At 67.7% G+C, this 18,693-nt stretch carries 16 protein-coding genes; 3 read left to right on the plus strand and 13 right to left on the minus strand.

Annotated features, from left to right (window positions below; genetic code table 11):
- Positions 1-16 precede the first annotated feature (16 nt).
- The 4 genes from ACI3KT_RS04580 to ACI3KT_RS04595 all read right to left on the minus strand — a co-directional run bounded on the left by ACI3KT_RS04580 (position 17) and on the right by ACI3KT_RS04595 (position 4,717).
- A complete protein-coding gene (locus tag ACI3KT_RS04580) occupies positions 17-784 on the minus strand; it encodes a fumarylacetoacetate hydrolase family protein (protein WP_307296440.1) in 768 nt (255 codons plus the stop codon).
- A gap of 48 nt (positions 785-832) precedes the next feature.
- On the minus strand, positions 833-1,930 hold the full coding sequence (locus ACI3KT_RS04585) for a branched-chain amino acid aminotransferase (RefSeq protein WP_404902788.1): 1,098 nt from the start codon (positions 1,928-1,930) through the stop codon (positions 833-835).
- A gap of 61 nt (positions 1,931-1,991) precedes the next feature.
- Positions 1,992-3,035: a 3-isopropylmalate dehydrogenase gene (locus tag ACI3KT_RS04590; RefSeq protein WP_404902790.1), complete on the minus strand. Its 1,044-nt coding sequence runs from the start codon at positions 3,033-3,035 to the stop codon at positions 1,992-1,994.
- 131 nt (positions 3,036-3,166) lie between these two features.
- The gene (locus ACI3KT_RS04595; protein ID WP_292910031.1) at positions 3,167-4,717 is read right to left on the minus strand and encodes an MFS transporter; all 1,551 of its coding nucleotides are present in this window, start codon (positions 4,715-4,717) and stop codon (positions 3,167-3,169) included.
- A gap of 94 nt (positions 4,718-4,811) precedes the next feature.
- Here ACI3KT_RS04595 and ACI3KT_RS04600 point away from each other — a divergent pair, with 94 nt between their 5' ends.
- A complete protein-coding gene (locus ACI3KT_RS04600) occupies positions 4,812-5,357 on the plus strand; it encodes a TetR/AcrR family transcriptional regulator (RefSeq protein ID WP_404902791.1) in 546 nt (181 codons plus the stop codon).
- Positions 5,358-5,498: 141 nt separating this feature from the next.
- Here ACI3KT_RS04600 and serA read toward each other — a convergent pair whose 3' ends face one another.
- From serA to ACI3KT_RS04615, 3 genes are all read right to left on the minus strand, one after another.
- A complete protein-coding gene (gene serA, locus ACI3KT_RS04605; RefSeq protein ID WP_404902792.1) occupies positions 5,499-7,103 on the minus strand; it encodes a phosphoglycerate dehydrogenase in 1,605 nt (534 codons plus the stop codon).
- 123 nt (positions 7,104-7,226) lie between these two features.
- Positions 7,227-7,568 (minus strand): hypothetical protein, encoded by a 342-nt coding sequence (locus ACI3KT_RS04610; RefSeq protein ID WP_404902794.1) that lies wholly within the window; start codon positions 7,566-7,568, stop codon positions 7,227-7,229.
- Positions 7,565-8,038, minus strand: a complete 474-nt coding sequence (locus tag ACI3KT_RS04615; RefSeq protein ID WP_404902795.1) for a hypothetical protein — start codon at positions 8,036-8,038, stop codon at positions 7,565-7,567. The genes ACI3KT_RS04610 and ACI3KT_RS04615 overlap by 4 nt, the downstream gene beginning before the upstream one ends.
- An 82-nt stretch (positions 8,039-8,120) precedes the next feature.
- Between ACI3KT_RS04615 and ACI3KT_RS04620 the strand changes: the two genes are divergently transcribed.
- Positions 8,121-9,056: a hypothetical protein gene (locus ACI3KT_RS04620; protein ID WP_307296428.1), complete on the plus strand. Its 936-nt coding sequence runs from the start codon at positions 8,121-8,123 to the stop codon at positions 9,054-9,056.
- On the opposite strand, the gene ACI3KT_RS04625 is transcribed toward ACI3KT_RS04620, so the two are convergent.
- The gene (locus ACI3KT_RS04625) at positions 9,057-9,713 is read right to left on the minus strand and encodes a GntR family transcriptional regulator (RefSeq protein WP_307296425.1); all 657 of its coding nucleotides are present in this window, start codon (positions 9,711-9,713) and stop codon (positions 9,057-9,059) included.
- 71 nt (positions 9,714-9,784) lie between these two features.
- On the opposite strand from ACI3KT_RS04625, the gene ACI3KT_RS04630 reads away from it, so the two are divergent.
- The gene (locus tag ACI3KT_RS04630; protein WP_404902797.1) at positions 9,785-12,616 is read left to right on the plus strand and encodes an FAD-binding and (Fe-S)-binding domain-containing protein; all 2,832 of its coding nucleotides are present in this window, start codon (positions 9,785-9,787) and stop codon (positions 12,614-12,616) included.
- Positions 12,617-12,671: 55 nt separating this feature from the next.
- On the opposite strand, the gene ilvC is transcribed toward ACI3KT_RS04630, so the two are convergent.
- The 5 genes from ilvC to otsB form a co-directional block, all read right to left on the minus strand.
- Entirely contained in the window at positions 12,672-13,700 is a 1,029-nt protein-coding gene (gene ilvC, locus ACI3KT_RS04635; protein ID WP_307296421.1) for a ketol-acid reductoisomerase, read from the minus strand.
- Between the two features lie 39 nt (positions 13,701-13,739).
- Entirely contained in the window at positions 13,740-14,249 is a 510-nt protein-coding gene (gene ilvN, locus ACI3KT_RS04640; protein WP_045258755.1) for an acetolactate synthase small subunit, read from the minus strand.
- A 2-nt stretch (positions 14,250-14,251) separates the two neighbouring features.
- Entirely contained in the window at positions 14,252-16,054 is a 1,803-nt protein-coding gene (locus ACI3KT_RS04645; protein WP_292910011.1) for an acetolactate synthase large subunit, read from the minus strand.
- Between the two features lie 79 nt (positions 16,055-16,133).
- Entirely contained in the window at positions 16,134-17,852 is a 1,719-nt protein-coding gene (gene ilvD, locus ACI3KT_RS04650; protein ID WP_404902799.1) for a dihydroxy-acid dehydratase, read from the minus strand.
- Positions 17,853-17,861: 9 nt separating this feature from the next.
- On the minus strand, positions 17,862-18,656 hold the full coding sequence (gene otsB / locus ACI3KT_RS04655) for a trehalose-phosphatase (RefSeq protein WP_404902801.1): 795 nt from the start codon (positions 18,654-18,656) through the stop codon (positions 17,862-17,864).
- Between the last annotated feature and the right edge of the window lie 37 nt (positions 18,657-18,693).

Below are 18,693 nucleotides of genomic sequence, written 5' to 3' on the forward strand. Positions count from 1 at the left end.
TCGGCGGCGAGTGTGATCACCGCGCGTCGCGAACGGCGTTGCGCAGGATGCCGAGTCCTGAGATCTCGACCTCGACGATGTCACCAGCGTCAAAGGCACCGACACCGGCGGGTGTGCCGGTGAGGATCACGTCACCGGGCAGCAGAGTGAACACAGCCGAGGCGTACTCGATGATCGACGCGACGGAGTGGATCATGTCGGTCAGCGGAGCGTGCTGGCGCACCTCTCCGTTCACGCGGGTCTCAATCGTGGCGGACGCGGGATCGAAGTCGGTCTCGATCACCGGCCCGAGGGGGCAGAACGTGTCGAAGCCCTTGGCTCGCGACCATTGTCCGTCCTTGCGCTGCAGGTCACGCGCCGTGACGTCGTTGCCGATCGTGTACCCGAGCACGTAGCTCAGAGCATCCGCCGCCGTGACGTTCTTCGCGATCTTGCCGATCACGACGGCGAGCTCGCCCTCGTACTCGGTCTGCTGCGAGAGCGATGGGCGGACGATCGTGTCGCCGGGGCCGATCACCGCGGTGTTCGGCTTCAGGAAGAGCAGAGGCTCCTCCGGAGCCGTTCCGCCCATCTCCGCCGCGTGGTCGTGGTAGTTCTTGCCGACGCAGACAACCTTCGACCGCGGGATGACCGGCGCGAGCAGCGCGGCATCCGCGAGCGGCACCCGCTGCCCCGTGGGTTCGTAACCCGCGAACATCGGGTCGCCGGCGAGCACGACAAGGTCGGACTCGTCGACGATGCCGTACATGATGGCGTCGTCATGGCTGAATCGTGCGATCTTCACCAGTCCACCCTATCCAGCCCTCGCACTCGCGGTGCGGGCGACAAGGGGTCAGACGAGGCGGAGCAACCAGCCGTGCTTGTCTTCGCGGCGACCGTACTGGATGTCGGTGAGCTCCTCGCGCAGCGACAGTGCGAGTTCGCCGAGCGGCTGCTCCTCTTCGAAATCGGTGCCGACCAGCACGCCGATCGGCGTCACGACCGCGGCCGTGCCGCAGGCGAAAACCTCGACGATGTCGCCGGACGAGACGCCTTCGCGCCATTCGTCGATCGAGATGGGACGCTTCTCGACGGTGTAGCCACGGTCTTTCGCGAGCTGCAGCAGCGAGTCGCGCGTGATCCCTTCGAGGATGCTGTCGGACTCGGGCGTCACGATACGGCCGTCCTTGAAGACGAACACGACGTTCATGCCGCCGAGCTCCTCGACGTCGTGGTTCTCGTTGAGGAACACGACCTGATCGCAGCCCTTCTCATACGCCTCGGCCTGCGGGAGCAGACTGGATGCGTAATTGCCGCCGGTCTTCGCCTTGCCCGTGCCACCGCGGCCTGCGCGGGCGTAGTCCTCGGAGAGCCAGATGCGAACCGGCTTCACGCCCCCGGTGAAGTAGGCGCCGGCGGGGCTCGCGATCACGTAATACGCGACCTTCTGCGCGGCGCGCACGCCGAGGAACGCTTCCTTCGCGAACATGAACGGACGCAGGTACAGGCTCTGATCCGCGCCGGAGGGCACCCACCGCTCGTCGACCGAGACCAGCTGGCGCAGCGACTCGATGAAGTACTCGCTGGGGAGCTCCGGGAGCGCGAGACGTCGTGCGCTGGCCTGCAGTCGCGCAGCATTGCGGTCGGGACGGAAGGTGTGCACCGAGCCGTCTGCATGCCGGTACGCCTTGATGCCTTCGAAGATCTCCTGCGCGTAGTGCAGCACGGACGCCGCCGGGTCGAGCGGGATCGGACCGTAGGGCTGCACACGGGGCCGATGCCATCCGCCCTTTACCGACCAGCAGATGTCGACCATGTGGTCGGTGAAGACGACACCGAAGCCCGGGTTCTCCAGGACTTCGGCGACCCGGGCGGGGGTTGCCGCGTTCAGGTTCTTCGTCACCGCGAACTCCAGCGGAGCCACAGTCGCCTCGGCGTCGATCGTCGTCATCTCGTCTTCCATTCCTCGTGCGTGGGCGCGTCCTCGCGCCTTTTCAGCCTACGCCTGTCGTTCAGAGACGTGCAGCGATGGCCGAGCCGATCTCGGCCGTCGTGCGCGCCCCCGTGCGGGCTGCGATGTCCGCCTCCACGGCCGCGCTCACACGTGCCGATTCCGCGGTCAGCCCCAGATGGTCGAGCAGCAGCGCGACCGAGAGGATCGCCGCGGTCGGGTCGGCCTTCTGCTGCCCCGCGATGTCGGGCGCGGATCCGTGCACCGGCTCGAACATCGACGGGAAGGCGCCCTCGGGATTGATGTTGCCCGATGCGGCGAGGCCGATCCCCCCGGTGACCGCGCCTGCCAGATCGGTGAGGATGTCTCCGAACAGGTTGTCGGTGACGATCACGTCGAATCGCGAGGGGTCTGTCACGAGGAAGATCGTCGCGGCGTCGACGTGGAGATAGTCGACGACCACATCGGGATGCTCGGCGGCGACCTCGTTCACGATGCGCTGCCAGATGGCACCCGCGTGCACGAGCACGTTCGTCTTGTGCACGAGGGTGAGCTTGCGGCGCCGGCGCTCGGCAAGCTCGAACGCGTAGCGGACGACGCGCTCGACCCCGAAGGCGGTGTTGACGCTGGTCTCGTTGGCGACCTCGTGCGGGGTGCCCCTGCGGATCGCTCCCCCGTTGCCGACGTACGGCCCCTCCGTGCCCTCGCGCACCACGACGAAGTCGACCTCGCCAGGGTTCGCCAGGGGTCCGGCCGCTCCGGCGAACAGCTTGGACGGACGCAGGTTGACGTAGTGATCGAGTGTGAAGCGCAGTTTCAGCAGCAGCCCGCGCTCGATGTTCGCATCTTTCAGACGAGGGTCGCCGGGCTGGCCGCCGACGGCGCCCAGCAGGATCGCGTCATTCGCGCCGATCGCCGCGAGGTCTTCGTCGGTCAGGGTGTCGCCGGTCTCGAGGAAACGCGCGGCGCCCAGCGAGAAGCGGGTCTTCTCGAACGAGACGCCACTGCCGGCCGTCGCCGCATCGAGCACCTTCTCGGCTTCTGCGACGACCTCGGGCCCGATGCCGTCACCGGGGATGACGGCAAGCTTGACGACGCGCGACATGACACTCCTAGCACTGGGGAGGAACCGACGCGCTCACACCGATGGGATCGTCGGTTCAGGATCCATCCAGCGTAGCGCTGCCCCGGGGCGCCCGTTGTCCGCGTGACAGCGAGCACCCGGGTGGATGAGGATCAGGCGGCGGGGTGCGACGAGCGCAGCGTGACGGCGGCGATCACGCCTGCGAGGACCACGAGCCCCGCTCCGATCAGCGATGTGACCATGATCCCCGACCCGAACGCCGTGGCGGCGGCATCCCACAACGCCGTCCCGAGTGTCTCGGGCAGCTCCGCCGCTGCCGTGTACGCGCCGGCGAGCGTCTCTTCGGCGGCGCGCGCCGCCTCTGCGGGCAACCCCTCCGGCAGGACGAGCGCGCCCCGGTAGAAGGCTGTGATGATTCCACCGAGCACGGCCGTCCCGAGCACGGCTCCGAGTTCGTACGCGGTCTCGGACACGGCGCTCGCCGCTCCGGCCTTCTCCGCTGGTGCGCTCGAGAGGATGAGCTCGTTGGAGATCGTCTCCGCGGCGCCGATCCCGAGGCCGAGCACGACGAACGCGACGATCAGCGGCGCGACGCCGTGCTCGGAGGTCGTGAACGCGACGACCAGATAGCCCGCCACCGAGAAGACGAGCGCCGCAGGAATCAGCACACGCGGGTGAACGCGACGCGAGATCGGCACGACCGTGAGGCCCGCCACGATCATCGCCGCCATGCCTGGCACCAGAGCGAATCCGGCGACCATCGGCGAGAGGCCGAGCACGAGCTGCAGGTGCTGCGACACGAAGTAGAGGAAGCCCACGAGGGCCACCACGCTCAGGAGGTTCACGAGAATCGCTCCCGAGAACGTGCCGCGACGGAACAGCGCCATGTCGAGCATCGGGATGTCGGCGCGCAACTGGCGGCGCACGAACAGCGCACCGAGCAGAACGCCCAGCACCGCCCAGGCGCCCGCGACGAGCGACGGGCCGTCGGTCGCAAAGGACTTGATCGCGTACACGACCGGGATCATCGCGCCCATCGAGAGCAGGATGCTGATCGGGTCGATGCGTCCCGGGTGAGGATCACGACTCTCCGGCACCAGAAGCGGCGCCGCGATGAGCAGCGGGATCAGCACGGGGACCGCCACGAGGAAGACGGACCCCCACGCGAAATGCTCGAGAAGGAAGCCTCCGACGATGGGTCCGAGGGCGGAACCCGCCGAGAACGCCGAGGCCCACACCGCGATCGCGAGGCGTCGCTGGTCGCGGTTGCGGAAGATCGAGCGCAGCAGGGAGAGCGTCGAGGGCATGAGCATGGCGCCGAAGAAACCGAGCAGCGCGCGTGCGGCGATCAGCAGACCGGCGGTCGGGGCGAAGGCGGCCAGCGCCGACACCGCGGCGAATCCGGTGGCTCCGATCAGCAGCATCCGGCGACGCCCGAAGCGGTCGCCCATCGTGCCCATCGTCACGAGAAGTCCTGCGAGCACGAGCGGGTACACGTCGATGATCCAGAGCTGCTCGGCACCCGAGGGCGACAGCGCCATCGAGATCTCCGGCAGCGCGAAGCTCAACACGGTGTTGTCCACCGACACCAGCAGAACCGGCAGCATGAGCACGACGAGCGCGGCCCATCCTCTCGCCCCGACGCGGGGCGCGTCAGTCTCGACGTCGTCACTCACAGTGGGAATCGACGCTGTGCGCGTCATGAAGCACCTCTCACATCTCACGGGCTCTGTTACTAAACCGTCCAGCTGGTATAGTAACAGATGTCCCCATCCGCTGACCGACTCCGAGGACCGCATGCCCAGACCGCCCCTCGCACGTGAACGCGTGCTCGATGCCTTCGAGGCCATCGTCATCGCCGACGGCGAACGCACCGCGACCCTCGATGCGACCGCCAAGGCGGCCGGCGTCTCGAAGGGCGGACTGCTCTATCACTTCGGGTCGAAGGAAGAGCTCATCGCGGGCCTCCTCGGCCGGCTCGAAGAACTCAACGATGCCGATCTCGCGAAGATGGCGTCAGCCGAAGAAGGCCCCGTCGCGTACTACATCCGCACATCGGTCATGGAGGACGAAGCCCTCGACCGCGCCCTCATCGCCGCGTCTCGCCTGGCGCAGGGAGGTTCTGCGGCTGCCGCCGACGCGTTGAGGCATACGCGGCGGCGCTGGGAGGACGCGATCCGCCCTCATGTCCGCGACGCGGCGAGCCTGGATCTCGTCATGCTGCTCAGCGACGGTCTGTACTTCAACAACTCGCTCGACGTGCACGGTCCGGAGCTCCTGGTCCCCCGGCGCCAGGAGCTGACCGACCTCATCGCCCTGGTGCTCACGGCGACGGCGCCCTGAGCGGTCCTCTCACGTTCACACGCCCGCATCCCTGCTGCCGACGGCGGCCGCGTCGCGCGGCCGTCATGGGGAAACGCTCCTCCTCCGGACACAGAGAAGCGGGAGGGGCTCATCGCCCCTCCCGCTTCTCTGTGGAGTCGATCAGACCTCGGCGAGCTCGATCTGACGGAACAGGTCGGCGTCGATCGCGGTGCGCACGTCGTCGAGCAGTTCGTCCGAGACGGGCGAGTCGAGGGTCAGTACGCTCAGCGCCTGGTCGCCTGCGGCGAGACGGCCGATCTGCATTCCGGCGATGTTGATGCCGGCCTCGCCGAACTTCTGGCCGTAGACCGCCACGATGCCCGGTCGGTCGGTGTAGAGCATCACGACGTGGTGCTTCTCGATCGGGAGCTCGAGGGCGTGGTCGTTGATCCCGACGAGCTTCTCCGTCTGCTTGGGACCGGTCAGCGTGCCCGACACCGACAGCTGGCTTCCGTCGGAGAGCGCGCCCTTCAGCGTGATGACGTTGCGGTACTCCTCGCTCACGTCGTCCTTGAGCAGACGCACGGCGATGCCGCGCTGCTCGGCGAGCAGAGGCGCGTTTACGTACGACACCGTCTCGCTGACGATGTTCGTGAAGACGCCCTTGAGCGCCGCGAGCTTGAGGACGCTCACGTCGTAGTCGTTCAGCTCGCCGTGCACCTCGACGTCGAGGCTCGTGAGCGGCGAGGTCGCCAGCGCCGAGAAGATCTGACCGAGCTTCTCGACGAGCGAGATGCCCGGGCGCACATACGGGTCGATGACGCCGCCGGCGACGTTCACCGCGTCGGGAACCAGGTCGCCGCCCAGGGCGAGGCGCACGGAACGGGCGACCGAGACACCCGCCTTCTCCTGCGCCTCTTCGGTGCTCGCTCCGAGGTGCGGCGTGACCACGACGTTCGGCAGCTCGGTCAGCGCGCGCGCAGCGCTGCCCTCGACCGGCGGCTCGGAGGTGAAGACGTCGAGGCCGGCGCCGGCGATCTCACCGGCGTTGAGCGCCTCGATCAGCGCTTCCTCATCGATCAGGCCGCCGCGAGCCACGTTGACGACGTAGGCCGACTTCTTCATCGCCGCGAACTGCTCAGTGCTGAGCATGCCCGTGGTCTCAGGCGTCTTCGGCATGTGGATCGTGATGAAGTCGCTCTCGGCGACGAGCTCGTCGAGCGTCAGCAGTTGGACGCCGAGCTGCTGCGCGCGGGCAGAGGTGACGTACGGATCGTATGCGACCACGCGCATGTCGAAGGCGGCGAGGCGTGCCGCGACCAGGGCGCCGATGCGGCCGAGGCCGATGATGCCGACGGTCTTCTCGAAGAGCTCTGCGCCCGTGTAAGAACTGCGCTTCCACTGTCCGGCGGACAGCGACGCATGCGCGGCGGGGATGCGACGGGCGAGGCTCAGGATGTGCCCGACCGTGAGCTCGGCAGCCGAGACGATGTTCGAGGTCGGGGCGTTGACGACCATGACCCCGGCCGTCGTCGCGGCCTTGATGTCGACGTTGTCCAGGCCGACTCCTGCGCGCGCCACGACCTTCAGGTTCGGCGCGTGGCCGAGCGCCTCTTCGTCGATGCGGGTCGCCGAGCGGATCAGAACCGCATCCGCCTCCGCGAGCGAGGCGAACAGCGCCTCGCGATCGGTGCCGTCGACGCTGCGGACGTCGAAGTCGGGGCCCAGAGCCTCGATGGTGGCGGGAGAGAGTTCTTCGGCGATGAGCACAACAGGCTTCGGCACAGTGGATCCTTCGGGGCAGCGCGACATGCGGGAGAGGGCCGATGCGCCGCACACCATGGGGGGCGCGATCACGTCAACTGTACCGGAGCCGCTCCGGTGCCCTGCGCCGTGTGTCGGCTCGGGTCAGATGGTCTGCACGACGAGGTCGCTCATGTTCAGGATGCTGTACCCGATGAGGTCCAGCCAGAACACCGCCACCAGCGCGAGCCCCGCGAGGAGCACGAGCGAGTACTCCCCCAACCTCCGTCGGCGTCCGATCACGAGCGCGAAGACGAATACCAGCGCGGGGAACAGCACACCGAACCCGAGCGTCACCCAGCCGGCCGCAGTCAGTCCGCTCTGCGCCATGGAGACGAGGTGCGCGATGGCGTTCCAGATCGCATAGGCGTAGAAGAGGCCCGCAAGTCCGGTGACGGCCGAGACGACCCAGCGAGGAGCACGAGAAGCGGAAGTCGGCACGCTCATGATCCGATCACCCCCACGGTCACGAAGGGCCACGGCACGAGCAGCACGACTCCGAGCAGCAGCACGCTGATCCTGATCCAGGCGGCCCTGCCCCGGGTGAGTACCCACGTCGTCAGGAACCAGATCGCCGGAGCGGCGATCGCGAGCACGAACCAGGGCAGGAACATGGAGTCGTCGACGATGAGGTTCGCCAGCGGCTTCAGCCGAAGGCCGCCGATCGCCCAGCCCACCGAATACAGCAGATAGACGCCGCCGATGACGCCGAGCAGGAGCAGCATCGTCGTGCTGAGGCCGGCCGGTTCGTCATCGACGACCTCGCCCTGCGCCGCAGCCTCGGCTTCTCGCTCGCCCTCCTCGCTGCCCTTGCCCACAGCCTTCCAGCCTTGCGGCAACGCGGTCGATGACGGTGGCGTCGTCGACGCATCGTCATCGCCGTCCCAGGTGAGGGGGTCGTCGGAATCCGAGCTCATGCCCCCAGCGTAGAACACCGCGTCCACTAGGCTCAGGGAATCATCAGGCTGCGCACTCGCGCAGGGGGAAGGGATGCCGGACGTGGCAGAGAACAAGAGCAACGAGATCGCCGAGCCTGCGGCGAACTGGAAGCCCACCGCCGAGGCCAAGTCGAAGGCGACGATGTTCCGCTGGATCGCCGCTGTGCTGTGGGCTGTCGCCATCGCCGCCGAGGCGGTCGGAATCTTCTGGCTGCTGCGCCAGCGCGAGTACGTCGGCGAAGACGGCAAGCTCGTCCGCGACCCCGACACGGGCCTGCTGTCAGAGCCGGGCGTCACCGCGCACTTCCCGCAATGGGCCTTCATCACGCTTCTCGTGCTGCTCGTCGTGATCGCCGCGCTGTCGATCATCGGGTCGATGCTGTGGAAGAAGGCGAACCGCCTGGACCCCGCCCGCAAGGCCGACAAGTTCCGCTTCTTCGTCCAGAACCAGCTGGGCGCGATCATCGCGGTTGTCGCGTTCCTGCCGCTGATCATCCTCATCTTCCTGAACAAGGACATGGACAAGGGCCAGAAGACCACGGCCGGCATCGTCGGCATCGTGCTGGCGGCTCTCGCCGTCGTCCTCGGCGTCGACTTCAACCCGCCGTCCATCGAGCAGTACACCGCCGACCAGTCCACCGTCATCCAGCTGCTCGGCAAGGACGAAGTCGTCTGGGTCGACGGCGGCCAGGTCTACCACGTGTGCGACTCCGTCTCGGACGTGCAGACCGGCAGCGAGATCCGTACGGGCACCACGGCCGAGGCGATCGAGTCGGGCAAGACCCGCCTGACGCTCGAGTTCGCATCCGAGTTGAAGAAGTGCGACCTCGCCGTCCCCGAGAACTCCGCCGAGATCGTCGAGGCTCTGCGCGCGATCCGCGACGGCGCGACGGAGACGACGCTCCCCGCGCCGGTGTGGGCCGACTCCACGGACGCACCGATCCAGATCCCGGATGCCACCGAGTCGCCCGAGCCCGCGGAGACGCCCGCCGAGTGATCAGTCCCGGCTGAGCGCGTCGACCAGCCTTTCCTCTGCCGAGGAGAGGTGCACGCTCAGCAGATCGGCCGCAAGGTCGGCGTCGCCGACCGCGACCGCCTCGAGGATCGCCGCATGCTGGGCGGCGATGTCTTCGGCGTCGAGCAGCCTTCGCCCCTGCACCTGCGCCATGCACAGCCGCACCTCATCGAGGACGCTGCGGTACATGCGTCCGGTCCGGTCGCTGCCCAGAGCATCGATGAGGGCGCTGTGGAAACGCAGGTCGGGATCGACCGTCGCGGGGTCCGGGCCAGGGGGCATGGCGAGCAGCTCGGCGTTGGCGACGCGCGCTGCTTCCGGCACCACGCGCGACTGCGCGAGCTCGCGCAGCGCCGCGCTCTCGAGTCGCGCCCTGGTGCGGTAGACGTCGCGCACCGTGTCGGCGTCGATACCCACCACGCGAGCACTGCGATGCGCCGTGCGCACGAGCAGACCGCTTGCGACGAGCTGCTCGATCGCGGCCTTCGCGCTCGGGCGCGCGACCCCGAAGGACTGCGAAACGGCAGCCTCTGTCAGCGGAGCCCCTGAACGGATGTCCCCGCTCAGGATCCTCGTGCGCAACTGAACGGTGACCGCATCCACGACACCCACCACTCCCAGGACTGCATCCGTCGTCATCCGTCCAGCCTAGTGAGCCACTCCGTCACCGGTACACTTGTCAGACAATCTCGTTCTCACTGAGGAGCACCGTGTCGACAACCCTCGCCGAACCGCTGGACCCCGCGCTTCTGGGGCCCTCGACCGAAGTGCATGCGCGCTCGATCGACCGCTTCGCTCGCGCACACGACGCCTCGCACTATCTCCTGATCCCAGATGCCGTGCTCTCCCCTGCCGATGCGGCAGGGGTCGCCCGCGTCTTCGGTGCAGTCAAAGCCGCAGGCCGCACCCTCACCTTCCGCTCGGGCGGCACGAGCCTCTCCGGCCAGGGCGTGAGCGGCGACATCCTCGTCGACACACGCAGCCACTTCCGCGATGTCGCGGTCTCGGATGACGGCGCATCGGTCCGAGTCGGTCCCGGAGCGACCGTGCGGCAGGTGAACACCCGCCTCACGCGCTTCGGGCGCAAGCTCGGCCCGGATCCCGCGAGCGAGATCGCCTGCACGATCGGCGGCGTCGTCGCGAACAACTCCAGCGGCATGGCCTGCGGCATCGTCGAGAACTCCTATCGGACGATCCAGTCGATGCTGCTCGTCCTGCCGAGCGGAACGATCCTCGACACCGCTGCTCCCGATGCGAACGAGCGGCTCCTGGCCGAGGAACCGGCGATCGCCGAAGGGCTGCTCGCACTTCGCGAGCGACTGCTCGCCTCACCGGAGAACGTCGCATTCGTGCGGCAGCAGTTCTCGATGAAGAACACCATGGGCTACGGCCTGAACGCGCTCCTCGACTTCGACGATCCGGTGGGCATCCTCGAGCACCTCGTGATCGGCTCCGAGGGCACGCTCGCCTTCGTCGCAGAGGCGCGCTTCCGCACGATCGAAGTCCGTCCGACGATCGCGACCGGACTCCTCGTGTTCGAGACGCTGTCCGACGCGATGGCGGCGCTGCCTGCCCTGACCGAGCTCGGCCTCGCGACCATCGAGCTGCTCGACGCGTCGTCGCTCCGCGTCGCACAGGGCCTCTCTGACGTGCCGGCAGCGATCGCCGCGATCGACGTGCGTCAGCATGCCGCACTTCTCGTCGAGGTGCATGCTCCGGACTCCGGCGCCCTCGCCGAGGACGCGGCGAATGCACTCGCGCATTTCACGACGCTCCCCCTCGCAGTCGCCCCCAGCCTCACGACGGATGCGGCGGAGCGCGCGGCGCTCTGGCACGTGCGAAAGGGGCTCTACACGGCGATAGCAGGAGCCAGGCCGTCGGGAACCACGGCTCTGCTCGAGGACATCGTCGTGCCCGTCGGCCGGCTTCTGGCGACGTGCGAGCGGCTGATCGAGCTGTTCGCCGAGCACGCGTATGAGGGTTCGGTGATCTTCGGCCACGCCAAGGACGGCAACATCCATTTCCTGCTGAACGAGCGGTTCGACGACCCGGCGAGCGTCGAACGCTACCGGCGTTTCACCGACGATCTCGTCGAACTCGTGCTGGGGCACGGCGGCTCTCTCAAAGCCGAGCACGGCACCGGACGCATCATGGCGCCGTTCGTGCGCCGCCAGTACGGGGACGAACTCACCGACATGATGTGGGAGATCAAGCGCCTGATCGATCCCGCCGGCATCCTGAACCCGGGCGTCGTGCTGTCCGACGACGCGGACTCCTATCTGCACGATCTCAAGCGCGTGCCCACTGTCGAGAAGGAGGTGGATCGCTGCGTCGAGTGCGGCTACTGCGAGCCGACGTGCCCGAGCAAGAGCCTTACGCTGACGCCGCGGCAGCGCATCGTGCTGCGTCGCGACATGGCCTGGGCAGAGGACCAGGGCGAGACTGCGTTGCTCGCCGAGCTGCGCGCCGACTACGACTACGACGGCGTGCAGACGTGCGCAGTCGACGGCATGTGCGCGGTCGCGTGCCCCGTCGACATCAACACCGGCGATCTCGTGCGCCGGCTGCGCTCCGAGCAGGCGTCGAAGATCGAGGACGGTGTGTGGGACGCCGCGGCACAGGGCTGGGGGGCGATCACGCGAGTCGGGGGCCTCGCCCTGACCGTAGCCGACGCTCTGCCGGCTCCTCTGGTGACGGGCGTCACGAAGATCGGGCGTGCGGTGCTCGGCGCCGACACTGTGCCGTTGTACGACGGCGGCCTGCCGCGCGGCGGGTCGAAGGCCCCGTCGGCTTCGACTCCCTCAGATGCCGCAGCGGTGTTCTTCGGAGCGTGCATCGGAACGATGTTCGGCACCGAAGGGCATGGCGAGGGATCGAGGGATGCCGTCATGACGGTGCTCTCACGCGCCGGAATCCCGTTCGTCGTGCCCGAAGACACCGGTGGACTGTGCTGCGGCACACCGTGGAAGTCGAAGGGACATCTCAGCGGCTACGACCGGATGACGAAGCGCACCCTCGCCGCGCTGTGGTCGGCGAGCCGACAGGGAGCGTTGCCGGTCGTATGCGACGCCGCGTCCTGCACGGAGGGGCTTCACGTGATGCTGGCGCAAGCGCTCGAAGATCACCCCGAGTACGCCGGGCTCGTGATCGAGGACGCCACGACCTACCTCGCCCGCGAGGCGCTCCCCCGGCTCAACGTGTCCGAAAAGCTCGATCGGATCGCCGTGCATCCTTCATGCTCCACCACAGCGCTCGGTGCGACCGGCGCGCTGACCGCCATCGCCTCGGCCGTCGCCGAAGACGTCTACGTGCCTGATGGCTGGGGATGCTGTGCGTTCGCCGGCGACCGAGGAATGCTGCACCCCGAGCTCACGGCGAGTGCGACGGAGGCCGAGGCCGCTGAATTGCGCGACGCCGAGGACCAGGGAGCGTTCGACGCGTTCGTCTCGGCGAATCGCACATGCGAGATCGGCATGACACGAGCAACCGGTCGCCCCTACCGTCACGTCGTCGAAGTGCTCGAAGAGCTCACTCGCCCCTGAGAACGATGAAGCGCCTCACGATCCGCGGATCGTGAGGCGCTTCATCTCGGCGAGGTCAGCGCGCAGCGCTGCCGTCGACGTAGTCCTCGTCCTGCTGCTTCCAGGCGAAGAGAGCGCGAAGCTCCTTGCCGGTCGCCTCGATCGGGTGCTGCTCCTCCTTGGCCCGCAGCGCCAGGAACTCCTGACCGCCGTTGTCCTGGTCCTCGATGAAGCGCTTCGCGAAGGCACCCGACTGGATGTCGGCGAGAACGGCCTGCATGTTCTCCTTGACGCGGGCGTCGATGACGCGCGGACCGGAGACGTAGTCGCCGAACTCCGCGGTGTCGGAGATCGACCAGCGCTGCTTGGCGATGCCGCCCTCCCACATGAGGTCGACGATGAGCTTGAGCTCGTGCAGAACCTCGAAGTACGCGATCTGCGGCTGGTAGCCCGCTTCGGTCAGCGTCTCGAAGCCGGCCTGCACGAGGTGGCTCATGCCACCGCACAGCACGGCCTGCTCGCCGAACAGGTCGGTCTCGGTCTCTTCGGTGAAGGTCGTCTTGATGACGCCGGCACGCGTACCGCCGATGGCCTTCGCGTACGAGAGGGCGGTCGCCCAGGCGGAACCCGAGGCGTCGCGCTCGACGGCGATGATGTCCGGGATGCCGCGACCGGCCACGAACTCGCGGCGGACCGTGTGTCCGGGAGCCTTCGGTGCGATCAGGATGACGTCGACGCCTTCAGGCGCATCGATGTAGCCGAAGCGGATGTTGAACCCGTGCGCGAACGCGAGCGTCTTGCCTGCCGTCAGGTTCGGGGCGATCGACTCGCTGTAGATCGTGCGCTGGTGCTGGTCCGGCGCGAGGATCATGATGAGGTCGGCCCACGCGGTGGCGTCGGCGACGGTCTTGACCGGGAACCCGGCCTCCTCCGCCTTGGCAGCCGACTTCGAGCCCTCCTTGAGGGCGATAGCGACCTCGACGCCCGAGTCGCGCAGGTTCTGCGCGTGGGCGTGACCCTGAGAGCCGTAGCCGACGATCGCGACCTTCTTGCCCTGGATGATGGACAGATCGGCGTCTGCGTCGTAGAAGATCTCGGTGCTCACTGTGTGTTTCTCCTTGGTTGTGGTGTGTGTAAGTTCTGGTCAGCCGCGCAGGACGCGTTCGGTGATGCTCTTGCCGCCGCGTCCGATCGCCAGCAGGCCGGACTGGGCGATCTCCTTGATGCCGAAAGGCTCGAGAGCGCGCAGCATCGCGTCGACCTTGCCCTTGTCGCCGGTGACCTCGATCACCAGCGCGTCGGAGGCGTAGTCGACAACCGAGGCGCGGAACAGGTTCACGACCTCGATCACGTTCGAGCGCGTGGAGTTGTCGGTGCGCACCTTGACGAGCATGTGCTCGCGCTGCACAGACGTGGAGAAGTCCAGCTCGACGATCTTGATGACGTTGATCAGCTTGTTCAGCTGCTTCGTCACCTGCTCTAGCGGGAGATCCTCGACGTCGACGACCACGGTGATGCGCGAGATGCCGGGCACCTCGGTCACACCCACCGCGAGCGAGTCGATGTTGAAGCCACGACGGGCGAAGAGCCCAGCGACACGGGTCAAGAGGCCGGGGGTGTTCTCCACCAGCAGGCTCAGCACGTGAGTCGACATGGTCAGTCCTCCTCGTCGAAAGCGGGCGCGTGGTCGCGGGCGTACTGGACGTAGCTGTTGCTGACGCCCTGGGGCACCATCGGCCACACCATGGAGTCGGCGCTGACCACGAAGTCGATGACCACCGGGCGGTCGTTCGTCTCGAGTGCCAGCTTGATGGCGGCGTCCACCTCGTCTTCCTTCTCGACGCGGATCGCGAGGCAGCCGTAGGCCTCTGCGAGCTTCACGAAGTCGGGGATGCGGATCGTGCCGTGACCGGTGTTCAGATCGGTGTTCGAGTGGCGGCCGTCGTAGAACAGCGTCTGCCACTGGCGCACCATGCCGAGGGACGAGTTGTTGATGATCGCCACCTTGATCGGGATGTTGTTGATCGTGCAGGTCGCGAGCTCCTGATTCGTCATCTGGAAGCATCCGTCGCCGTCGATCGCCCACACGGGGCGGTCGGGCTCGGCGACCTTGGCGCCCATCGCGGCGGGCACGGAGTACCCCATGGTGCCCGCACCGCCCGAGTTCAGCCAGGCGTTCGGGCGTTCGTACTTGATGAACTGCGCAGCCCACATCTGGTGCTGCCCGACGCCTGCTGCGTAGATGCCCTCGGGTCCGGTCAGCTCGCCGATCCGCTGGATCACGTACTGCGGCGCGAGCAGGCCGTCGGTCGTCGGCGCGAAGCCGAGCGGGAACTCCTTGCGCAGCCCGTCGAGGTACGACCACCATTCCTCGATGTCGGGCTTGCCCTCGCCGATGGCGCTGCGGTATGCCGTCTCGAGGTCGATCAGCACGTCGCGCACGTCGCCAACGATGGGCACGTCGGCCGTGCGGATCTTCGAGATCTCCGCCGGGTCGATGTCGACGTGCACGACCTTCGCGTTCGGCGCGAACAGCGCGGCCTTGCCGGTGACGCGGTCGTCGAAGCGCGCGCCCAGCGACACGAGGAGATCGGCCTCCTGCAGCGCGAGAACGGCGGGGACGGTGCCGTGCATGCCGGGCATGCCGAGGTGCTGCTGGTGCGAGTCGGGGAACGCACCGCGCGCCATCAGCGTGGTGACGACGGGCGCGCCGGTGGTCTCGGCGAGATCGAGCAGCTCTGCCGCCGCGCGACCGCGCACCACACCACCGCCGACGTACAGCACGGGCTTCTTCGCCTCGGCGAGAAGAGCCGCGGCGGCCTGAATCTGCTTGCCGTGCGCCTTGGTCACGGGCCGGTAGCCGGGCAGTTCATACTTGGGCGGCCAGACGAAGGGCGCCATGGCCTGCTGCGCGTCCTTGGTGATGTCCACCAGAACGGGTCCTGGACGGCCCGTGGAGGCGATCTCGTATGCCGCGGCGATCGCACCCGGGATCTCCGAAGCGTCCTTCACGAGGAACGAGTGCTTGGTGATCGGCATCGTGATGCCGACGATATCGGCCTCCTGGAACGCGTCGGTGCCCATCAGCGTCGAGAACACCTGGCCGGTGATCGCGAGCATGGGTACCGAGTCCATGTAGGCGTCTGCGATCGCGGTGACGAGGTTCGTGGCACCGGGACCGGAGGTCGCGATGCACACGCCGACCTTGCCGGACGAGGACGCATAGCCCTCAGCCGCGTGTCCTGCGCCCTGCTCGTGGCGCACGAGGATGTGGCGCAGCTTCGTGGCCGACATGAGCGGGTCGTAGACGGGGAGGATGGCGCCGCCGGGAAGACCGAACACATCCGTCACGCCGAGCAGCTCGAGCGTGCGGACCACGGCCTCCGCTCCGGAGATCTCGGGGGCGGAGGATTTGGCGGCGGGTGGCCTCGGCACAGCCGAGACGGAGTCAGCAGTCATGAGACTTCCTTAGTGATGGTCTGAGGGCGACGTCGGATGCCGGAGCATCTGGGGCCCGGATTCTGAGCGAGCCTGCGAATCAGCCGGTCGTCGCGCCTTCGGCGGCGGACCGCACGAGACGCGAGTACTTGGCAAGAACGCCACGGGTATAGCGCGGGGGAAGCGGCTCCCAGCCAGAGCGGCGGGAGGCGAGCTCCGACTCGTCGACGAGTAGGTCGAGAGAGCGAGCTGCGATATCGACCCGTATCAGATCACCATCGCGCACGAAGGCGATGGGACCTGCGTCCACCGCTTCGGGTGCTATGTGGCCGATGCACAGGCCGGTTGTGCCGCCTGAGAATCGTCCGTCTGTCAAGAGTAGTACATCTTTTCCGAGCCCCGCGCCCTTGATGGCGGCGGTGATCGCAAGCATCTCCCGCATTCCGGGACCCCCCTTGGGTCCTTCGTAGCGGATCACGATCACGGTGTTCTTCTCGATCTCGCCGTTGGCGACGGCATCCATCGCCGCCCGCTCGCGCTCGAAGACACGGGCGGTCCCCTCGAACACCGCGGCGTCGAAGCCCGCGGTCTTGACGACCGCGCCCTCTGGCGCGAGCGAGCCGTGCAGGATCGTGAGCCCGCCGGTCGCGTGGATCGGGTTGTCGAAGGTGTGGATCACCTCGCCGTCGATGGGCTGCGGGTCGAGGTCGGCGAGGTTCTCGGCGAGCGTCTTGCCCGTCACCGTGAGCGCGTCACCATGCAGCAGCCCTTCGTCGAGCATGGCCTTCATGATCACCGGGATGCCGCCGTGCCGGTCGACGTCGTTCATGACGTACTTGCCGAAGGGCTTCATGTCGGCGACGTGCGGAACCCGGTCGCCGATGCGGTTGAAGTCGTGCAGGCTCAGGTCGACCTCCGCCTCGCGCGCGATCGCGAGCAGGTGCAGCACCACGTTCGTCGAACCGCCGAGCGCCATCGCGAGGGCGATCGCGTTCTCGAACGCCTCCTTGGTGAGGATGTCGCGGGTGGTGATGCCCTGACGGAGCAGGTTCACCACGGCTTCGCCCGAGCGGTGCGCGAAGTAGTCGCGGCGACGGTCGGCGGCGGGCGGAGCCGCCGAGCCCGGAAGGCTGAGACCGAGCGCCTCGGCGACCGAGGCCATCGTGTTGGCCGTGTACATGCCGCCGCACGCGCCCTCGCCAGGGGCGATCGCGCACTCGATGCGCTTGAGGTCCTCCTCGCTCATGAGGCCCGCCCGGCAGGCGCCCACGGCTTCGAACGAGTCGATGATCGTGACGTCCTTCTCGGTGCCGTCCGAGAGCTTCACCCATCCGGGCGCGATCGAGCCCGCGTACAGGAACACGCTGGAGAGGTCGAGACGGGCGCTGGCCATGAGCATGCCGGGGATCGACTTGTCGCAGCCGGCGAGCAGCACCGAGCCGTCGAGTCGCTCGGCCATCATGACCGTCTCGACGGAGTCGGCGATCACCTCACGCGACACGAGCGAGAAGTGCATCCCCTCGTGCCCCATGGAGATGCCGTCGGAGACTGAGATGGTGCCGAACTGCAGCGGATAACCGCCGCCCGAGTGGACGCCCTCCTTCGCCCCCTGCGCGAGCCGGTCGAGGCTCAGGTTGCAGGGAGTGATCTCGTTCCAGCTCGAGGCGATGCCGATCTGCGGCTTGTCCCAGTCGGCGTCGCCCATGCCGACGGCACGGAGCATTCCTCGGGAGGTCGTGGCCTCGATGCCGTCGGTGACGACACGGCTTCGGGGCTTGATGTCGACGGGCTCGGGCGATTCGGGATCATTCGAGGACATGCAGGAAGTCTATTCCCGTGCGGCACCGCGGATGTCAGCGACCACGCTGAGAAGAGCGGCGATCTCCTGTGGACTTCCCACACGCAGGATCGCGGCGGTCTCCCCTTCGCCGACGCGGACCCCGAGATCGTCTTCGCCGAGCACGCGCATCGCATCCTCATCGGTGACGTCGTCGCCGGCGAACAGGATGCCGGTGGCATCGAACTGCGCGCGCAGGGCGGCCATCGCCGCGTCTTTGCCCTCGACGCGCGAGGAGAACTCCAAGACATGATGCCCCTGACGACGCCGCCAGAGCGGGAACCGGTCGGCGATGAGCGCATCGACCTCGGCGAACAGCGGCTCCTCCACATCGGGCGCCGCGCCCCGGGTGTGCACCCCCACCCCGAACGTCTTCGGCTCGAACTCGGCGCCGTCGTACTTCTCGACGATCGGACGCACGGCCGCCCAGAGCTCCTCCCGCTCGCCGTCCCGAGCTTCCGGAACGGGCTCGGCGAGACCGACGCCCGGGAACCAGTACTGCGCACCGTGCGACCCGGCCAGAGCCACGCGCGAGTCGTCGTCGTGCTCGGTGATCACCCGGAGATCCTGCATGCTGCGTCCTGAGACGTAGGCGACGATCGTCTCGGGCAGTGCGCTCAACCGCTCGATCTGCTCGACGATCTCGGGCAGCGCTCGGGCGGACAACGGCTGGACCACGAAGGGCGATGCCGTCCCGTCGAAGTCGAGGGCGATCACGAGCCGCGGGGTTCGCGCGATCGCGGTGAGTGCGGCATCCGGGGTTCCAGGGATCCAGGTGCGGGTCACGATGTCTCCGATCGTCAGGTGTTCGGTTCCGTGCTGC

It is taken from the genome of Microbacterium sp. ZW T6_19 (assembly GCF_044987465.1).
Lineage (GTDB): Bacteria > Actinomycetota > Actinomycetes > Actinomycetales > Microbacteriaceae > Microbacterium > Microbacterium natoriense_A.